We start from the raw sequence: 18409 nt of genomic DNA on the forward strand, positions 1-18409 counted from the left end.
ATTTTTTTAGAACTGATAATTCAAACGCAATAACACATTACGTGGTGTGCCTGGCATGCTGTCTGAGCGCCAGTACTCTTTATTGGTTAGGTTATTCACCGCAAGTGTGACATTCCATGGATCTGCACTATAGCCAATCGCCGCATCGACACGATTGAAGCCTTCCATTTTTACTTGATTATTAATATTTGGATAATAAGAACCGACATAGGTCACGCCCACTTCGGTATACCACTGTTCAGTTGGTAAATAGCGAACAAATAAATTACCCGTATTTTTAGAAGTGTTGGCTAAATAATTGCCTTCTCGCTCAGGGTTTTGATTGTCTTCTTTAACTTTGGCATCGGTATAGCCATACCCACCGCGAATAAAGACATTATCAAGTACACGGCCAATAAAACTAAATTCGAGACCACGAGATTGATGTTGACCAGCAGTTGCCCATACCTCTGGTTCACTGTCAGGATTCGGTTTATAACGAATATTATTTTTACGAATATCAAAGACAGAAAATTGAGTATTTAAACGATTATCGAACCATTCACTTTTTACTCCAACTTCATATTGCTCGTTATATTGAGGCTCTTTATCCATTTTTGTGACATCGGTGCTGCCAGTAACTTGGTTAACACCCATTTGCCCGCCAAATGGTGCAAAACTCTTAGAGTAAGACGTATAAAAGCTATGTTCAGGAACTGGTTGCCATACCAAGCCAACATTTGGGCTAAAAGTACTGTCTTTTACATTACGATGTTCATTGTTAATTTTGTTAGTAGTTGAAAAGTCGAAGTAATCGTAGCGGAGTCCCATCATAAGTTTAAGTTGGTCATTTAGACCAATTAAATCTTGAATAAATACGCCGTAAGTTGTGCCTTCATTATAGTTATGCTGACTAATCTTTAATGGGCCATTGCCACGACTGTACTCTCGTTCACCAGTGATTGGATTAACGTAACCATAAATGGCCGACCCATTTTGAGTTTTATTGGCTAGACGTGGCTCTCGTTGTTCATAAGTCCAGTCTGTACCAACCATAATTTGGTGTTCAAGCTGGCCTGTCTTGAACTTTCCTTTAATATCAAATGTATTGGTTGTGGTCTTATTGCTGGTTTGTTGCCAGTAGTAAATTTGGTCGATGTAACCTTTTTTTGTACAAGCCTCATTCTTTGAGTTTTTTCCATCTAAACCACAATAATTTCCAAAATAAAAGTGGTCAAAGTTCTGTTCTGCTTGTCGGTAACTTGCCGCCCAGTGGAAGTTCCAATCAGGCGCATATTCATAATTCACATCGGTACGAACGACTTGCAAAATATCATCAACATAATCACCGTCTTGGGCAAATCCCATTTTAATAGAAGTTCCCGCAGGCAAGTTGTCACGTGTTGGTCCACGGTCAGGAACTCGACCTAATTTGTCATAGGTATATTGTGTGGTCCAAGTCAGCTTTCCATCGTCATTCTTATAGGTAAAGCTTGGGGAAAACATCTCAATCTTATTTTCAATACCAGAGCGGAAGCTGCCTGCCTCACCATATTCTCCAGTCAAACGCACTGCTAAATTGTCATTAAGTACTTGGTTGATGTCAGCGGTTGTTCCGTAGTTATCGTATGAACCTGCATATGCGCCAACTGAACTTTTAGAGTCAAAATTGGCGAATTTACTCACCATATTCACAACCCCGCCGCCAGCACTACGGCCATATAAAACCGAAGCGGGGCCTTTTAAAATTTCTATACGTTCAATATTGGCTGTACTGCGGCGTACTTGCCCGCTTTCACGTATGCCATCACGGTAAATATCGCCTGTGTCGGCACCAAAACCACGAATCGTGATCCCATCACCACGCATATCGTAACTGGTTGATACACCTGGTGTACCTTGCAGCATGACGCTTAAATCATTCGATCCATAAATTTTATATTTCTGAACATCAATGGTATCAACGGTTTGAGGGATATCTTTTTTATCTAAACCATTACGAGTGACATTGGCTTTGTCATAATCGATATAGCTTTTAATCGGGTCGAGCTCACTCATGGCCTCGATTTTTATGGTTGGCATGGTGGCTGCAGCTTTTGATGAGGAGTCAATCAATTCCTCGGCGTTAGCACCTTGAATATTTAAAATCATTAAACTGAGTAAGCTGAGCGGGAATGAACCCTTAATTTGGGGAGATGATATAGAAATTCTTAACATAAAAATAAAATCAATTAACAAAAATAAAAGTATAAATGATAATTATAATCATTTAATTGTTTAGAATAAAAGAACTATTAACTTAAAAAATGGCATATTTATTTTTTATTAACTGATTTTTAAGAAGTTAATTAGAAAATTAAAGGACTTGTTGGGTTGACTCATTAGTTTTTCTTGTTAATTAGGTTTTAGAGGGGCTTTTTATTGATAAAAATGCCCCCTCTAAAATCACGCATTATTTTTGAGAACATCTAAAATATCCATTTCTGGATCATAATTTTCATCAATTGTTTTGCAAATCGCTTGGCCTACAATAACTTGAGAGCCATTAAAAGTCATAGTAGGTGCTTCATAGAGCTCCCAACCATGATTAAGTGCTTTAGTCACTCGTGCACAAAAAGCAGAGTCATCAGGTCCAGTTAAATAGCGATAAAGTTTCATCTTTAGCCTTTAAAAATAATATTTTATGATCATAGTTTAACTGAATTTACCTTAATTCAAGATAAAGAAATAACCGATAAGGTTTTACTAAAATTAAGAAAAACGAGTGAAAAATCTCAGCTATACTCATGCTAATTTAAATTTTAAGAAGAGCTTGAGCATGCGTGTACTTGTCGTCATGGATCCGATTGAAACCGTAAATCTGAAAAAGGATTCAACCATGGCAATGTTGTGGGCGGCGAGCCGTCGTGGACATGAGTTAGGTTATGCATTACAACAAGATTTGTATATCGATCAAGGTAAGGCTTACGGTCTCATCTCTCCGTTAAAAGTTTTCGAAGATTACAACCATTATTATGAGTTAGGCGAAAAGAAAAAAGAATCAATCGCGGCTTATGATGTTGTCCTCATGCGTAAAGATCCGCCTTTTGACATGAACTTTGTCTACACAACTTACGTGCTTGAACAAGCTGAACGTGAAGGTTCATGGATTATTAATAAGCCCCAATCACTGCGTGACTGCAATGAAAAATTGTTTGCTACGCAATTTCCTGAATTACAGGTGCCAACACTTGTAACATCGCAGCAGAGCTTGATTCGCGAATTTATTACCGAGCACGGTGATGTGATCGTTAAGCCACTTGATGGTATGGGTGGTATGGGTATTTTCCGTTTATACCAAGACGGTGTAAATATTGGTTCTACCTTAGAAATGCTTACAGAATTAGGCACCCGCCCAATTATGGCTCAGCGTTATATTCCTGAAATTGTAGAAGGGGATAAACGAATTTTAATGGTAAATGGCGAGCCTATTCCTTACTGTCTGGCACGTATTCCGCAAAATGGTGAAGTGCGCGGGAATTTGGCAGCTGGGGGCTTAGGTCAAGCGCGTCCACTCACAGAAAATGACAAACTCATTGCTGCTAAAGTTGGTCCTTTCTTACGTGAAAAAGGTTTGGTATTTGTAGGTCTTGATGTAATTGGTAATTATGTCACTGAAATTAATGTGACAAGTCCAACCTGTATTCGTGAAATTGATGCGCAATTTGGTACATCAATTGCCGATGACCTATTTGATGTATTAGAAGCTGGTCGTCCAGCATAAGGGTCTATTTCGGGTGGTTTCCTAAGCTTATTATTGGAAATCACCCGAAAATATATGAATTAATAAAATCACAATATGAAATACGCTAGCGCTTTGTAGGCATATTTTCAAAAAAGCACATCTTTCTGTTATAAACGAGTGAAATTCGCTTTTCGTTAATGAAGCTTTAGGATTAAAATAAACGGCTACAAAAATAGATGACAATTTCCATTGTTTTTTGAGTTGAAGAATTAGACCGTGACCGATTCACAGCAAAGCAAACCTAAACATGTCATGATGATGGCTGCCGGTACTGGTGGACATGTTTTTCCAGCCCTCGCCGTAGCCAAACAACTTCAACAACAAGGTTGTCAAGTTTCATGGTTAGCCACGCCAACAGGTATGGAAAATCGTTTATTAAAAGATCAAAATATTCCAATTTATCAAATTGATATTCAAGGTGTGCGTGGAAACGGAGTGATCCGTAAACTTGCTGCACCTTTTAAAATTTTAAAAGCAACTTTTAGTGCAATGCGCTATATGAAACAGCTTAAAGTGGATGCTGTTGCAGGCTTTGGGGGATATGTGGCAGGCCCGGGTGGGCTAGCAGCGCGTTTATTAGGTATTCCTGTTCTCATCCATGAGCAAAATGCGGTTGCAGGATTTACCAATGCACAGTTATCCCGTGTTGCTAAAGTGGTATGTGAAGCGTTTCCAAATACATTTCCTGCTAGCGAAAAAGTAGTGACAACTGGCAATCCGGTACGTCGTGAAATCACTGATATCTTAAGTCCAAAGTGGCGCTATGATGAACGCGAGCAAGCGGGTAAGCCGTTAAATATTTTAATTGTGGGCGGCTCTTTAGGTGCAAAAGCACTGAATGAACGCTTACCTCCGGCATTAAAACAACTTGAAGTTCCACTGAATATTTTCCATCAATGTGGTCAGCAACAGGTTGAAGCAACTCAAGCTTTGTACGCAGATGCGCCAGCAAATTTGACCGTACAGGTTTTGCCGTTTATTGAAGATATGGCGAAAGCTTATAGCGAAGCAGACCTGATTATTTGCCGTGCTGGTGCTTTAACTGTGACAGAAGTAGCAACAGCTGGTGTTGCAGCAGTTTTTGTACCGCTTCCTATTGCGGTGGATGACCACCAAACTGCAAATGCCAAATTTCTGGCCGATGTCGGTGCTGCAAAAATTTGCCAGCAATCGACTATGACACCAGAAGTTTTAAATCAATTGTTTACTACGCTGATGAATCGCCAATTACTTACAGAAATGGCAGTGAAAGCGCGTCAACATGCCCAACCAAATGCAACTCAGCATGTGGTTGATCTTATCCAAAAAATGTAATCGGATTTACTATGTCTCCAACAACAGCTGCGAACCAAGCAAAAAAACTGATTAAAGTGCCTGAAATGCGCCGTATCAAACACATTCATTTTGTGGGAATTGGCGGTGCAGGTATGTGTGGTATTGCTGAGGTGTTAGCTAACCAAGGATATAAAATTTCCGGTTCAGATATTAAGGCATCAAAAACCACACAACAATTAGAAGAAAATGGCATTAAGGTCTATATCGGACACGAAGCAGAAAATATTAAAAATGCAAATGTGCTTGTCGTGTCAACAGCAATTGACCCGGAAAATCCGGAAGTTAAAGCTGCCATTGAACAACGTATTCCGATTGTACGTCGTGCAGAAATGCTCGGTGAACTTATGCGTTACCGTCATGGTATTGCTGTGGCAGGTACACATGGTAAAACTACAACCACAAGTCTTTTGACGACAATGTTGGCGGAAGAAAACCTCGACCCAACTTATGTGATCGGTGGTTTACTTAACAGTACAGGTGTAAATGCAGCGCTTGGTGAAAGCCGCTTTATTGTTGCTGAAGCTGACGAATCGGACGCATCTTTCCTTTATTTACAGCCAATGGCAGCGATTGTAACCAATATCGATGCTGACCATATGGATACTTATGAAGGAAGTTTCGATAAATTAAAAGATACCTTCGTACAGTTCCTTCATAACTTACCATTCTACGGCTTGGCTGTGGTTTGTGGCGATGATGCGAACATCCGCGAGATTTTGCCACGTGTAGGCCGTCCGGTTATTACTTATGGTTTTAATGAAGATAATGACATCCGTGCGATTGATGTAGAGCAAGATGGTATGCGTTCGCACTTTACTGTATTACGTAAAGGACGTGAGCCGTTACGTCTAACTATTAATCAACCGGGTTTACATAACGTTTTAAATGCTTTGGCTGCAATTGGTGTTGCAACTGATGAAGGCGTTTCAGATGAAGCAATTAGCCGTGCATTAAAAGGTTTTAGTGGTGTTGGACGTCGCTTCCAAGTACAAGGTGAATTTGAACTTGGTGAAGGGAATGTAAAATTAGTCGATGACTATGGACACCATCCTAAAGAAGTGGAAGCTACGATTAAAGCTGCTCGTCAGAGCCATCCTGATCGTCGTTTAGTTATGCTTTTCCAACCACACCGTTACTCTCGTACACGTGATTGTTTTGATGACTTTATTGAGGTTTTATCTCAAGTCGACCAATTATTATTACTAGAAGTTTATCCGGCTGGGGAAAAACCAATTGTTGGCGCAGATAGCCGTACTTTGGCGCGTAGTATTCGCTTGCGTGGTCAGGTTGAACCGATTTTGATTGATCCGGTTGAAGGTAATTTGCAAAACATCATGCAAAATGTGTTACAACCAAATGACTTGTTATTAACGCAAGGTGCAGGTAACGTGGGAGCAATTTCAGTAGAACTTGCACAGCACCATTTGTATGTGAAATAAACAAAAAGTATTGAATTATCGGGTTAAGGATTTAAACGTGTCAAATGCTACAAAATTCGGCAAAGTTGCCGTGTTACTTGGTGGGAAATCGGCTGAGCGTGCTGTGTCTTTAGATAGTGGTCAGGCAGTTTTGGACGCTTTGTTACGTTCAGGTGTTCAGGCTGAGGCATTTGATCCGCAAGACCGTAGCGTAACTGAACTTGTAAACTATGATCGTGCATTTATTGTATTGCATGGTCGTGGTGGCGAAGACGGTCAAATCCAAGGTGTGCTTGAGTGGTTGAACATCCCTTATACAGGAACGGGTGTACAAGGTTCTGCCATTGGTATGGATAAAGTCAAAACCAAGCAAATCTGGCAAGGAAGTGATTTACCAACTGCACCGTATCGCATTATTACTAAAGAAACTGACTTGGATTCAGTGATTGCTGAATTGGGGTTGCCTGTCATTATCAAGCCTGTACATGAAGGTTCAAGTGTAGGCATGAGTAAAGTTGAGAAAGCTGAAGATTTTGCGGCAGCAATTGAAAAGGCAACTCAGCATGATGCTGTAGTTATGGCAGAAAAATGGATTACAGGACGCGAATTTACGATTTCATTCTTAAATGGTCAGCCTCTACCTGTTATTCGTTTGCAGCCACCAGCAGATGTTGCTTTCTATGACTACGAAGCAAAATATCAACGTAATGATGTTGAGTATGGCATTCCTTGTGGTCTTAGCGAAACTGAAGAGAAAAAACTACAAGCTCTATGTTTACGCGCTTTCCAAGCCGTAGGTGCAGAAGGCTGGGGACGTATTGATGCAATGCAGGATGAGCAAGGTAACTTCTGGCTTTTAGAAGTAAATACTGTGCCAGGCATGACCAGTCATTCGCTTGTACCAAAGGCTGCTAAAGCAGTAGGTTATAGCTTTGATGAATTGTGTGTTGCAATTCTTGAGCAAACATTGGAAGGTACGGCTTAAATATGGCACAACTTCCGGCATCCATGCGCCGTAAACGTGCGGCAATTACCTCCATTCATGAAAAACCGCCTACGCGCAAGCAAAAACTTGCCAATGCCGGCGGATGGGTGTTGCTGGTTATTGCCTTTTTAGTCTTGGCGGTCGGAATTTACGGACTATATAAAGTTATTACTGATGCAACTGTTGCAAAACTTGAAGTTGTAGGTTCAACAACTCCAGTTGAGACTCAGCAAGTGATGCGATATGTGCAGCCGATTGTAAAAGATAACTACTTTACATCTGATTTAGAGCAGATTCGTGATAAAGCATTAGAAATTTCATGGGTAGACCGAGTCGTCGTATCTCGTGCTTGGCCCAATGGTATTCGCGTTCGTGTTATGCCTCGACATGCTATCGCCCGTTGGGGAACAGGTCGCTTATTGAGCGATGGTGGCGATGTATTTAGTGAAGCAGAGCCGAGACTTCATCCTGAGCTTCCGTTACTACACGGTCCGGTAAGTCAGTCTAAAATGATGATGCGACGCTATAATGAAATTAATCAGTTATTCCATCCTGTTAATTTGCGTTTAAAAGAGTTATATCTAACAGAGCGAATGACTTGGTTTATGCAGTTTGACTCTGGTTTACGAATTATTGTTGACCAAGATCAAACAATGAATAAATTGCAACGTTTAAGTCATTTGGCACAATCTGACCTAAAACCTGTGTGGACGAAAATCTCAGCCATTGATTTGCGATATCGTAATGGATTATCTATTCAATGGAAGAATGCAACCCCACCTAAAATCGTGAATGGTCAGTTTGTTGTAACGAGTGATGACACAAGCATTGCAGGTGGTACAAAAGCAAAGCCATAATACGTGGCTTTAAAATAGGCAATTTGCCTGGTATTAGACAACAAAGAAATGGTATGAGTGATGAGTGAAGCTGTTCCCTCAGTTGTTGCGATTGACATTGGGACGCATAAAGTTTCAGTTTTGATTGGAAAAATTCATGCGCCGGATAACATTCAGGTTATCGGTATGGCAACTGCTCGCAATCGAGGCATGAACAAAGGAAAAATTGTAAGTCTCGATAAAGTCATTGCTGCGATTAAAAACGCTGTTGCTGAAGCGGAAAATATGGCCGAATGTCGCATTCATAGTGCGTGGGTATCTATTCCGAGTACCGAGCTACAAAGTTTCTATGCTTCTGGACGCACACCTGTTGCTAACCCGGCGCATGTGATTACAACCAATGAAGTTGTACGTGCATTAGAGTTGGCAAAAGCAAGCCATGTGACTTCTGACTATTATCTAGCGAGTGCGGTCCCATTAGGATTTGAATTAGGCGACTCATCTGAATGGGTTCAAAACCCAATCAATATGACCGCTCACAGCATGACTGGTCATTATCAGCTTATGATGATGCCGATTGCCACTATGCAAAACCTTGATCGTGCCATGAAAGGCGCGAACATTGGAGTTGAGAAAATGGTGGTTTCTTGCTTGGCTACGGCTGAGGCAAGTTTGCTTAAAGATGAAAAAGAATATGGTGTCTGTCTTGTCGATATTGGTGCAGGTATTACCAATCTGGCAGTTTATTTAGATGGCCGTTTAGCTTTAGCACGCACCTTACAGCGTGGTGGTGAGCATGTGACACGTGATATTGCTGCCGTGTTACAAACAACCACTGAAGAAGCTGAACGTATTAAGATTCTGCATGGCTGCGTTGATCTAAGTGCTGTTAAGCCTGACCATATGATTCAAGTACAGGGTATTGATGGTCCGCAAACGATTAGCCGAATTGAGTTGGCGGAAATTATTATTGCTCGTTATGAAGAGATTTTCAGCCAGATTCGCGAAGAACTCGAACAAAGCGGTGCAATCCATGGTCTATATCATGGTGTGGTATTGACTGGCGATGCTTGCCAGATTGAAGGTATGGTAAGTTTGGCGCGTCGTATGTTAGGTGTGTCTGCCCATCTAGGTAATCCGCCATTACAGGTGTATGCTGATGATCAGCATCAAGCTGCATTACGCCGCTCAATGTATGCAACAGCAGCTGGTTTACTTATGTTTAGCCAAAGTGAATTACAAGAAGCTGTTGAGGAGCCTGAAGAGGGAAATGACCGTTCGGTATGGGAACGAATGGTGAATGGCTGGAATGCTTTTAATAGCAAACTTAAAGCCATTTTTTAGGATGTATGTATTTATTGGTAGAATTGTTAGGAAGTTGTAAGAGAAAACCACTGTACTTGACAAGGTTGGTATTGCACAGCATTCTTAAAATTAGTTATTTTTGAAAATCAAGGCAGTATACGGGCTGAAGTGACTGCCATAATGTATTAGGAACCCTAAAGGTCATGGCCTCATTTGAATTTATAGAAGATGAACTAAACGATGGCAACGGTCAAGCCCGTTTCACTGTATTTGGTGTAGGTGGCGGTGGCGGTAATGCCGTTCAGCACATGGTACAGTCTGATATTCAGGGTGTTAAATTCGTTTGTGCTAATACAGATAAACAAGCACTTGACTGTATGAATGCCCCTTTCAAAATTCAGTTAGGTGAGCAAAGTACACGTGGTCTAGGTGCAGGTGCTAACCCTGAAGTAGGCCAGGTAGCAGCAGAAGAAAGCCGTGAAATTATTCGTCAGCACCTTGAAGGGACTGACATGGTGTTTGTAACCGCTGGTATGGGTGGTGGTACAGGTACTGGTGCAGCTCCGGTTGTTGCCGAAGTTGCTAAAGAAATGGGGATTTTGACTGTTGGTGTTGTAACAACTCCATTTAACTTTGAAGGCCGTCGTCGTCAAAAGTCTGCTGAGCGTGGTATTGAAGCGCTGGAAGCTCATGTTGATTCATTGATTATTATTCCTAACCAACGTTTATTAAGCGTTTATGGTGATATTTCAATGAAAGATGCCTATAAAAAGGCAGATGACGTATTGTTAAACGCTGTACGCAGTATCTTTGATCTTGTGGTTAACCGTGGTCATATTAACCTTGACTTCGCGGACTTGAAAACTGCAATGAGTACTCGTGGTTACGCAATGATGGGTGCTGGTTTGGGCCGTGGTGAAGACCGTGCGCGTCAAGCAGCTGAACAAGCTATCCGTAGCCCATTACTTGATAATGTGAATATTATTAATGCGAAAGGCGTGTTAATTAACATTACTGGTGGCGATGACATCACATTGCGTGAAACAGAAATCATTACTGACGTTGTTAACCAGATTGTTGACCTCGATGAAGGTGAAATCTTCTACGGTACAGTATTTGACCCAGACGCACGTGATGAATTACGCGTAACTGTGATTGCAACTGGTTTAACACGTAATGCAGCTGATGCAGAGCCAAGAAAGCGTAATACAGTTAGCCATACATTAACTCAATCTGCACAATCTGTAGATGAAGATGACGTTCCTGCAATTAATAAACGCCAAAATGCTGAAAATGACGTGAATAATGTGCCAAGTTCAACTCCGCGTTCTTCGCCAATGAGTATTCAAGATTACTTGAAAAATCAGCAACGTAAGTAATTTAGCGTACAATCTATCGAAAGGCAGTGTATAAACACTGCCTTTTTTTATTTTTGATCAATGACTAAATATGCTAACGTATAGCGGTTTTAAAAAAGAAGTTACAAAGCATGGTGAAACAGCGTACTCTCAATCGTGTGGTAAAAGCGAGTGGAATAGGTCTTCATAGCGGTCAAAAAGTGATGATCAATTTCATTCCACATACCGTGGATGGAGGTATTGTATTTCGCCGTATCGATTTGGATCCACCTGTCGATATTCCTGCTAATGCATTGCTGATTCAAGAAGCATTTATGTGTTCAAATCTTGTCACTGGCGATATTAAAGTCGGGACAATCGAACATGTGATGAGTGCGATTGCCGGTTTAGGAATCGATAACTTAATTGTGGAAGTGTCTGCTTCTGAAGTTCCAATTATGGATGGTAGTGCTGGTCCATTTATTTATTTACTCATGCAAGGTGGCTTGCGTGAACAAGATGCTCCTAAGAAATTTATAAAAATATTAAAGCCAGTTGAGGCTTTAATTGATGATAAAAAAGCAATATTCAGCCCGCATAATGGCTTTCAGCTTAACTTTACGATTGATTTTGATCATCCTGCATTTGCCAAAGAATATCAGTCTGCAACTATCGATTTTTCTACTGAAACGTTTGTGTATGAAGTCAGTGAGGCACGAACTTTTGGTTTTATGAAAGACTTGGATTATCTCAAAGCAAATAATTTAGCTTTAGGAGCAAGTCTAGATAATGCAATTGGTGTAGATGATACGGGTGTGGTGAACGAAGAAGGTTTACGATTTGCCGATGAGTTTGTTCGTCACAAAATTTTAGATGCAGTTGGTGATTTGTATTTACTTGGTCATCAAATTATTGCCAAGTTTGATGGCTATAAATCAGGACATGCCTTAAATAATCAGCTATTACGCAATGTTCAAAGCGATCCGAGTAATTATGAAATTGTAACATTTGATGACGAGAAAGACTGTCCAATTCCATACGTGAGTGTGACATAAGTCATTGTCTTTATTTGGCTATGTTATAATGTAACATTAATAAGTGTGATTTTTATCACATATTAAGAACGATTCTAATTAAGAAATAGAAAGCTCATCATTTTTTATTGCTTGCCAAACGTAGTAAAGCTTGGCTAAGCTTAGGGTCGCTCACGAAGTCGGCGGCACTACGTAACATTTCTTGTGTTTCCGGGGGGATGGATTTAGAAGGCTCAGATGAGGTCGTTACAGGAATAGTTTTATTTCTTAAGCGAACTTGAATTCTTTGTAAGTCTTTTAATCCTTCAAGTTGAGATAATTTAGATACATATTGGCTCTGTAAATAGCTGAGTTGACTAATCATTGCCTGATTTTCACCAGTAATAATTAAAGAGCCATTTTGATAACACACGACTTGCCATTGTTCCGGTTGGGGCAATAAGGGTTGGATTATTTTCGTAAGTCTTTGCCATTGCGCGACTTGCGTTGTTAGAAACGTAAGGTTTCCTGTTTTTATGTGTTTTCCGGTTTGTTGAAAAACGTTATCGGGTTTAGACATTGATCATCCTCGAATGGTTTCTTGTCCTAATCTTAAGCGTTCATTTCAACCGATATCAAGGAAGAGATCATAAGGAACTTGAGTAAGAACAGTTTCAAGAGGTTTTTATGCACACGCGTCGTATTTTATTAGCGTTTTCACTTGCCGCTTCGGCAGCATCGGTTGCTTTTGCAGATTATCAAAATATTAACCAATCTACTGATTCAGATCGATTGGAACAGTTATCAAAAACACTATCTCAAGGCTCATATACTCATCCTGATGATTTAGATCTTCCGGCGAGTGCAAAAGTTTCAGTGACTTTACGTGAGAAAACAGTTGAACTCAACAATGATTCACTGGCAAAGAAATACGGCACTACGACAGCTAAAAATTCATTTAAAACCTCTTCTTCAAATCCTTATTCTTGGTTAGTTTCTCATCCTCTTCCTGATACAGTACGTGTTTCTTCTAACTTTGGTGGTCGTACCATGGGTGGTCGTGCAGAGCATCATGGTGGTTTAGATATGGCTGCACCAAGTGGTACGCCAATCTATGCGACTGGCCCGGGTATTGTGACTAAATCAGGCTGGGGCACAGGTTATGGCCAATATGTTGAAATTAACCATGGTAATGGTTATTTAACACGTTACGCGCATGCTTCACGCTTAATGGTTCGAGTAGGTGATCAGGTTTCTGCTGGTGACCATATTGCTAATGTTGGTTGTACAGGCCGCTGTACTGGTCCACATTTACATTACGAAGTAGTTAAAGATGGTCAACGTAAGAATCCATCAACATACTTAGCAATGTTGCCTTAATTACATTGCCTCCAAGGTCAAGGTTATTAAATTTATGAATTTGAAATTAACTTAAACCTTTTTTAACGTAATGATTGTATAAAAAAACGCCTTTATTGGCGTTTTTTTGTTATTTTGTTTACTGCTCGGTCAATGACTATTCATTCAGAAAATAATAGGCCCCCCCCACATTCACCCGTGGCAATAACTTGAAAGGGGTAAAACGTGGTAAAAATACAAAGTAGATTAGAGAACAAGGAACAGGTGAATTATGGCGTTTTACGGTGACTCCGACGCACAAGAAACCCAAGAATGGCAAGATGCATTCGATTCAGTTTTACAACACATGGGAACTGAGCGAGCGGCATTCTTGTTGGAAAAACTTTACCAACAAGCAATTGCTAAGCATGTTCCAATTCAACGTCTCAATACACCTTACTTAAATACAATTTCTGTTGAAGAGCAACCTGCAATGCCAGGCGACCAAGATATGGAACGCCGTATTCGTGCATTGATTCGTTGGAATGCCTTAGCAATGGTACTTCGCGCGAATAAAACAGGTGATGATTTAGGTGGTCACTTGGCGAGCTTCGCATCAAGTGCAACATTATATGACGTAGGTTTTAACCATTTCTTCCGCGCTAACAGTGATAACTTTGGCGGAGATATGATTTATTACCAAGGACACTGTGCTCCTGGTATTTATGCACGTTCATTCCTTGAAGGACGTTTAACTGAAGAACAGTTAAGTAATTTCCGCCGTGAAGTTGGCGGTAACGGTTTACCAAGCTATCCACATCCATATTTAATGCCAGACTATTGGCAATTCCCAACTGTATCAATGGGTCTTGGTCCAATCATGTCGATTTATCAAGCGCACATTCAAAAATATTTGATGAACCGTGGCTTGATCAAAGAAGAAGATCGTAAAGTTTGGGCATATCTCGGTGATGGCGAGATGGATGAGCCAGAAAGCTTAGGCGCGATCTCACTAGCTGGTCGTGAGAAGCTTGATAACTTAATTTGGGTAGTTAACTGTAACTTACAGCGTCTAGATGGTCCTGTACGTGGTAACGGTAAAATTATTCAAGAACTTGAATCAATCTTCCGTGGCGCAGGCTGGCGTGTCATTAAAGTAGTATGGGGTCGTCATTGGGATCCATTACTAGCTAAAGACACAAGCGGCGCATTAAAAGCACGTATGGAAGAAGCTGTTGATGGTGACTATCAGCGTTATCAAGTAAAAGGCGGTGCATATACACGCGAAAAATTCTTTGGTAAGTACCCTGAAGCTGCGGAACTTGTAAAAGATTTAAGCGATGAAGATATCGATAATCTTAACCGTGGTGGTCATGACCCTTATAAAGTTTTTGCTGCATATGCAGAAGCGATGAAAGCAAAAGGTCAACCAACAGTAATCTTGGCGAAAACTATCAAAGGTTACGGTTTATCTGAAGAAATTGAAGCGGTAAACAAAACTCACCAAATCAAAAAGATGCAAATTGACTCTTTAAGATATGTACGTGACCGTTTCAATCTTCCATTCACAGATGAGCAATTAGAAGAGCTTCCATTCTATCGCCCAAGTGAAAACTCTCCAGAAATGAAATATATGAAAGCGCGTCGTGAAGCGTTAGGTGGTTACTTACCTGCACGTCGTCGTGAGAGTGAATCTTTAGCGATTCCTGATCTATCTGTATTTGATGCAGTGTTGAAAGGTTCGGGTGGCAAAGAGCAATCAACCACTATGGTGATGGTTCGTTTAATTGCTGCTTTACTTAAAGAAAAAGCAATTAAAGACCGCGTAGTGCCAATCGTTCCAGATGAAGCACGTACTTTTGGTTTAGAGGGTATGTTCCGTCAGCTTGGTATTTATGCCGCTCATGGTCAAAAATATACACCGGAAGACCAAGAGCAGTTAATGCATTACCGTGAAGCAAAAGACGGTCACATGTTACAAGAAGGGATTAACGAAGCAGGTGCGATGAGTGCATGGGCTGCGTTAGCGACAAGTTATTCAACCAATAACTTGCCAATGATTCCAATGTACATGTACTACTCAATGTTTGGTTTCCAACGTATTGGTGATATTGCATGGGCTGCGGGTGACGCACAAGCTCAAGGTTTCTTGTTAGGTGCGACTGCGGGTCGTACAACATTGAACGGTGAAGGCTTACAGCACCAAGACGGTCATTCTCACATCTTGGCGAACACGATTCCAAACTGCGTATCTTATGACCCATGTTTTGGTTATGAGTTGGCTGTCATCGTACATGACGGTTTACAACGTATGTATGTGAATCAAGAGCGTGTGTTCTATTACTTAACTGTAATGAATGAAAACTACGAGCATCCTGCAATGCCAGAAGGCGTTGAAGAAGGCATTAAACGTGGTATGTATTTATTCGAGAAAGATGAAAAAGCAACTGTTCAGTTACTTGGTTCAGGTGTAATTCTTCGCGAAGTGATTAAAGCTGCGAAAATCTTACGTGATGAATACCAAATCCATTCAAACGTTTGGAGTGTAACAAGCTTCAATGAATTGGCACGTGATGGTATGGCATGTGAAGAATACAACCGCCTACACCCACTTGCTGAAGAAGTTAAAGAATCTTGGGTATCTAAACAATTACGTGGTACGGAAGGTATCGTAGTTTCTGCGACCGACCATATGCGTGCTTACAGTGAACAAATCCGTGCGTATCTTCCAGATGGTCGCCCATTTGTTGCATTGGGTACAGATGGTTACGGCCGTTCAGATACACGTGCGAACTTACGTAGTTTCTTTGGTGTTGATGCTGCGCACATCGTTGTTGCTACCTTGAAAAAATTAGCTGACGAAGGTGAAGTAGACGCACGTTTAGTGAAAGACGCAATTTCTAACTTTGAGCTAGATACTGACCGTCCGGTTGCATGGGCGCCGCAAGCACATCCGGAAGTTCAGCCAGTTGCTGAATACAATGAAACGCAAACAGGTGAGGGGAACTAAGCATGCAAATTAAGACCCCTGATATTGGTGTAGATAAAGCAAACGTCGCTGAAATTTTAGTAAAAGTTGGCGACCGTGTTGAAGTTGATGACAGTATCGTTGTGCTTGAGTCTGATAAAGCAACTGTTGAAGTGCCTAGCACTTCAGCAGGTGTCGTAAAAAGTATCTTGATTAATCAAGGTGATGATGTGACTGAAGGTGTTGCTTTGATTGAGATCGAAGCAGAAGGTGCGGCACAACCAGCACCGGAACCAACACCAGCTCCTGCGGCTGAAAAGCCAGCTGCTCCAGCACCTGCGCAACAAACTCAAGCTTCAGCTCAACCTGCTGCTACATCAAGTGCAACTGTTGAAGTGACTGTACCTGACATCGGTGTTGAAAAAGCATTGGTTGGTGAAATCCTCGTTAAAGTGGGTGACCAGATCGATGTTGAACAAAGTATTGTGGTTGTAGAGTCAGATAAAGCGACTGTAGAAGTTCCAAGTAGTGTTGCTGGTACTGTAGAAAGTATTCAAGTGAAAGAAGGCGATACCGTTAAAGAAGGTGTTGTTCTTATTCAAGTGAAAACAGCAGCTGCATCTAATGCGCAAGCAGAAGCTCCTGCTACTACACCAGCTCCAGCTGCGGCAGCTGAACCGGTTGCTGCAAAGCAAGAAACTGTGGCAGCGGCTCCAGCTCAGTCTGGTTCAGTTGATATCAATGTTCCTGATTTGGGTGTAGACAAAGCTATTGTTGCTGAAATCTTGGTTCAAGTTGGCGATAAAGTTGATGTAGACCAAAGCCTTGTTGTTGTTGAGTCAGATAAAGCAACTGTAGAAGTTCCAAGTACCGTTGCTGGTGTTGTAAAAGCAATTCACTTGCAAGCAGGCCAACAAGTTTCACAAGGTGTATTGCTTGCAACAATTGAAGCTGAAGGCCAAGCACCTGCTGCTGCACCAGCGGCAAAAGCAGAAGCAGCCCCAGCTCCACAGGCAGCAGCACCTAAAGCAGCCGCTCCTGTTGCAACTCAGTCTGCACCTGCGGCACCTGCATCTGGTACTGATAAGTTAACGAAAGAGCAAGAAGCAGAAAACGCTAAAGTGTATGCTGGTCCTGCTGTTCGTAAGCTGGCTCGTGAACTTGGTGTGATCTTGTCACAAGTTAAAACTTCTGGTGAGCATGGCCGTGTTGTTAAAGAAGATATCTTTGCTTATGTGAAGAGCCGTTTAACTGCACCGCAAGCTGCACCAGTAGCTCAAGCTACTGCTGCTCCGGCTGGATTGCCGTCATTACCTGACTTTACTGCTTTTGGTGGCGGTGAAGTAAAACCAATGACGCGTTTACAGCAAGTTTCTGTACCACAGTTGTCTTTAAACAACTACATTCCACAAGTAACTCAGTTTGACCTTGCGGATATTACTGAGCTAGAAGCTTGGCGTGGTGAGTTGAAAGACGGCTTTAAGAAACAAGGTGTGAGCCTAACAATTTTGGCATTTATTGCAAAAGCAGTAGCACACTTGTTGAAAGAAGAGCCTTATTTCGCGGGTCACTTAGCAGATGATCAGAAATCTGTATTGCTCCGTAATGAAATCCATATGGGTATTGCGGTTGCGACTCCAGATGGTTTGACAGTACCTGTACTACGTAATCCTGACCAAAAATCAATTAAGCAAATTGCTGTTGAATTAGGTGAGTTGAGTAAAAAAGCGCGTGATAAGAAATTAACACCGAAAGATTTACAAGGTGCTAACTTCACGATCACAAGCTTGGGCTCAATTGGCGGTACAGCATTTACGCCACTAGTTAACTGGCCACAAGTTGCAATTTTGGGTATTTCACCTGCAACGATGCAGCCTGTATGGAATGGTAAAGACTTTGATCCACGCTTAATGTTGCCGTTGTCATTGTCTTATGATCACCGTGTAATTAATGGTGCGGATGCAGCGCGCTTTACAAATAAACTTACGAAACTTCTTAAAGATATTCGTACTTTATTAATCTAATGCTTTGAAAGAACATACTAAAACCTCGCTTCGGCGGGGTTTTGTTTTAATGTCTATTTGACTTAATTTTAGGTTAATCTACAGATT

At 41.2% G+C, this 18409-nt stretch carries 14 protein-coding genes; 11 read left to right on the forward strand and 3 right to left on the reverse strand.

The genetic code is table 11. The features are described from left to right. Positions 1-6: 6 nt before the first annotated feature. Complete coding sequence (locus tag MKL36_RS17615) at positions 7-2196, reverse strand: TonB-dependent receptor (protein WP_021510207.1); 2190 nt, start codon at positions 2194-2196, stop codon at positions 7-9. A gap of 228 nt (positions 2197-2424) precedes the next feature. Further along, positions 2425-2637 (reverse strand): DUF1737 domain-containing protein, encoded by a 213-nt coding sequence (locus MKL36_RS17620; RefSeq protein WP_000781166.1) that lies wholly within the window; start codon positions 2635-2637, stop codon positions 2425-2427. Between the two features lie 160 nt (positions 2638-2797). Between MKL36_RS17620 and gshB the strand changes: the two genes are divergently transcribed. From gshB to lpxC, 8 genes are all read left to right on the forward strand, one after another. Further along, positions 2798-3742 carry a glutathione synthase gene (gene gshB / locus MKL36_RS17625; protein WP_001265491.1) on the forward strand — a complete coding sequence of 315 codons (945 nt, stop codon included), beginning with the start codon at positions 2798-2800 and terminating at the stop codon, positions 3740-3742. A 237-nt stretch (positions 3743-3979) separates the two neighbouring features. After that, positions 3980-5077 carry an undecaprenyldiphospho-muramoylpentapeptide beta-N-acetylglucosaminyltransferase gene (gene murG, locus MKL36_RS17630; RefSeq protein ID WP_000132435.1) on the forward strand — a complete coding sequence of 366 codons (1098 nt, stop codon included), beginning with the start codon at positions 3980-3982 and terminating at the stop codon, positions 5075-5077. An 11-nt stretch (positions 5078-5088) separates the two neighbouring features. Further along, positions 5089-6537: a UDP-N-acetylmuramate--L-alanine ligase gene (murC, locus tag MKL36_RS17635; protein ID WP_000075472.1), complete on the forward strand. Its 1449-nt coding sequence runs from the start codon at positions 5089-5091 to the stop codon at positions 6535-6537. A 37-nt stretch (positions 6538-6574) separates the two neighbouring features. After that, positions 6575-7501 carry a D-alanine--D-alanine ligase gene (locus tag MKL36_RS17640; RefSeq protein ID WP_000063661.1) on the forward strand — a complete coding sequence of 309 codons (927 nt, stop codon included), beginning with the start codon at positions 6575-6577 and terminating at the stop codon, positions 7499-7501. A 2-nt stretch (positions 7502-7503) separates the two neighbouring features. Beyond that, on the forward strand, positions 7504-8358 hold the full coding sequence (locus MKL36_RS17645; protein ID WP_000057904.1) for a cell division protein FtsQ/DivIB: 855 nt from the start codon (positions 7504-7506) through the stop codon (positions 8356-8358). A gap of 60 nt (positions 8359-8418) precedes the next feature. Further along, on the forward strand, positions 8419-9681 hold the full coding sequence (gene ftsA / locus MKL36_RS17650) for a cell division protein FtsA (RefSeq protein WP_001287630.1): 1263 nt from the start codon (positions 8419-8421) through the stop codon (positions 9679-9681). Between the two features lie 164 nt (positions 9682-9845). Next, entirely contained in the window at positions 9846-11021 is a 1176-nt protein-coding gene (gene ftsZ / locus MKL36_RS17655) for a cell division protein FtsZ (protein ID WP_021510206.1), read from the forward strand. Positions 11022-11131: 110 nt separating this feature from the next. After that, the gene (gene lpxC, locus MKL36_RS17660; protein WP_000240700.1) at positions 11132-12034 is read left to right on the forward strand and encodes a UDP-3-O-acyl-N-acetylglucosamine deacetylase; all 903 of its coding nucleotides are present in this window, start codon (positions 11132-11134) and stop codon (positions 12032-12034) included. A gap of 97 nt (positions 12035-12131) precedes the next feature. Here the strand turns inward: lpxC and MKL36_RS17665 are convergent, their stop codons facing one another. Further along, on the reverse strand, positions 12132-12572 hold the full coding sequence (locus MKL36_RS17665) for a DciA family protein (protein WP_000042455.1): 441 nt from the start codon (positions 12570-12572) through the stop codon (positions 12132-12134). A 107-nt stretch (positions 12573-12679) separates the two neighbouring features. On the opposite strand from MKL36_RS17665, the gene MKL36_RS17670 reads away from it, so the two are divergent. The 3 genes from MKL36_RS17670 (at position 12680) to MKL36_RS17680 (ending at position 18322) form a co-directional block, all read left to right on the forward strand. After that, on the forward strand, positions 12680-13372 hold the full coding sequence (locus MKL36_RS17670) for a M23 family metallopeptidase (protein WP_000557460.1): 693 nt from the start codon (positions 12680-12682) through the stop codon (positions 13370-13372). 250 nt (positions 13373-13622) lie between these two features. Beyond that, on the forward strand, positions 13623-16340 hold the full coding sequence (gene aceE, locus MKL36_RS17675) for a pyruvate dehydrogenase (acetyl-transferring), homodimeric type (protein WP_000896433.1): 2718 nt from the start codon (positions 13623-13625) through the stop codon (positions 16338-16340). A 2-nt stretch (positions 16341-16342) separates the two neighbouring features. Beyond that, complete coding sequence (locus MKL36_RS17680) at positions 16343-18322, forward strand: 2-oxo acid dehydrogenase subunit E2 (RefSeq protein ID WP_021510205.1); 1980 nt, start codon at positions 16343-16345, stop codon at positions 18320-18322. Positions 18323-18409: the final 87 nt, after the last annotated feature.

The organism is Acinetobacter sp. AOR12_HL (assembly GCF_027855275.1).
GTDB classification, from domain to species: Bacteria; Pseudomonadota; Gammaproteobacteria; order Pseudomonadales; family Moraxellaceae; genus Acinetobacter; species Acinetobacter baumannii.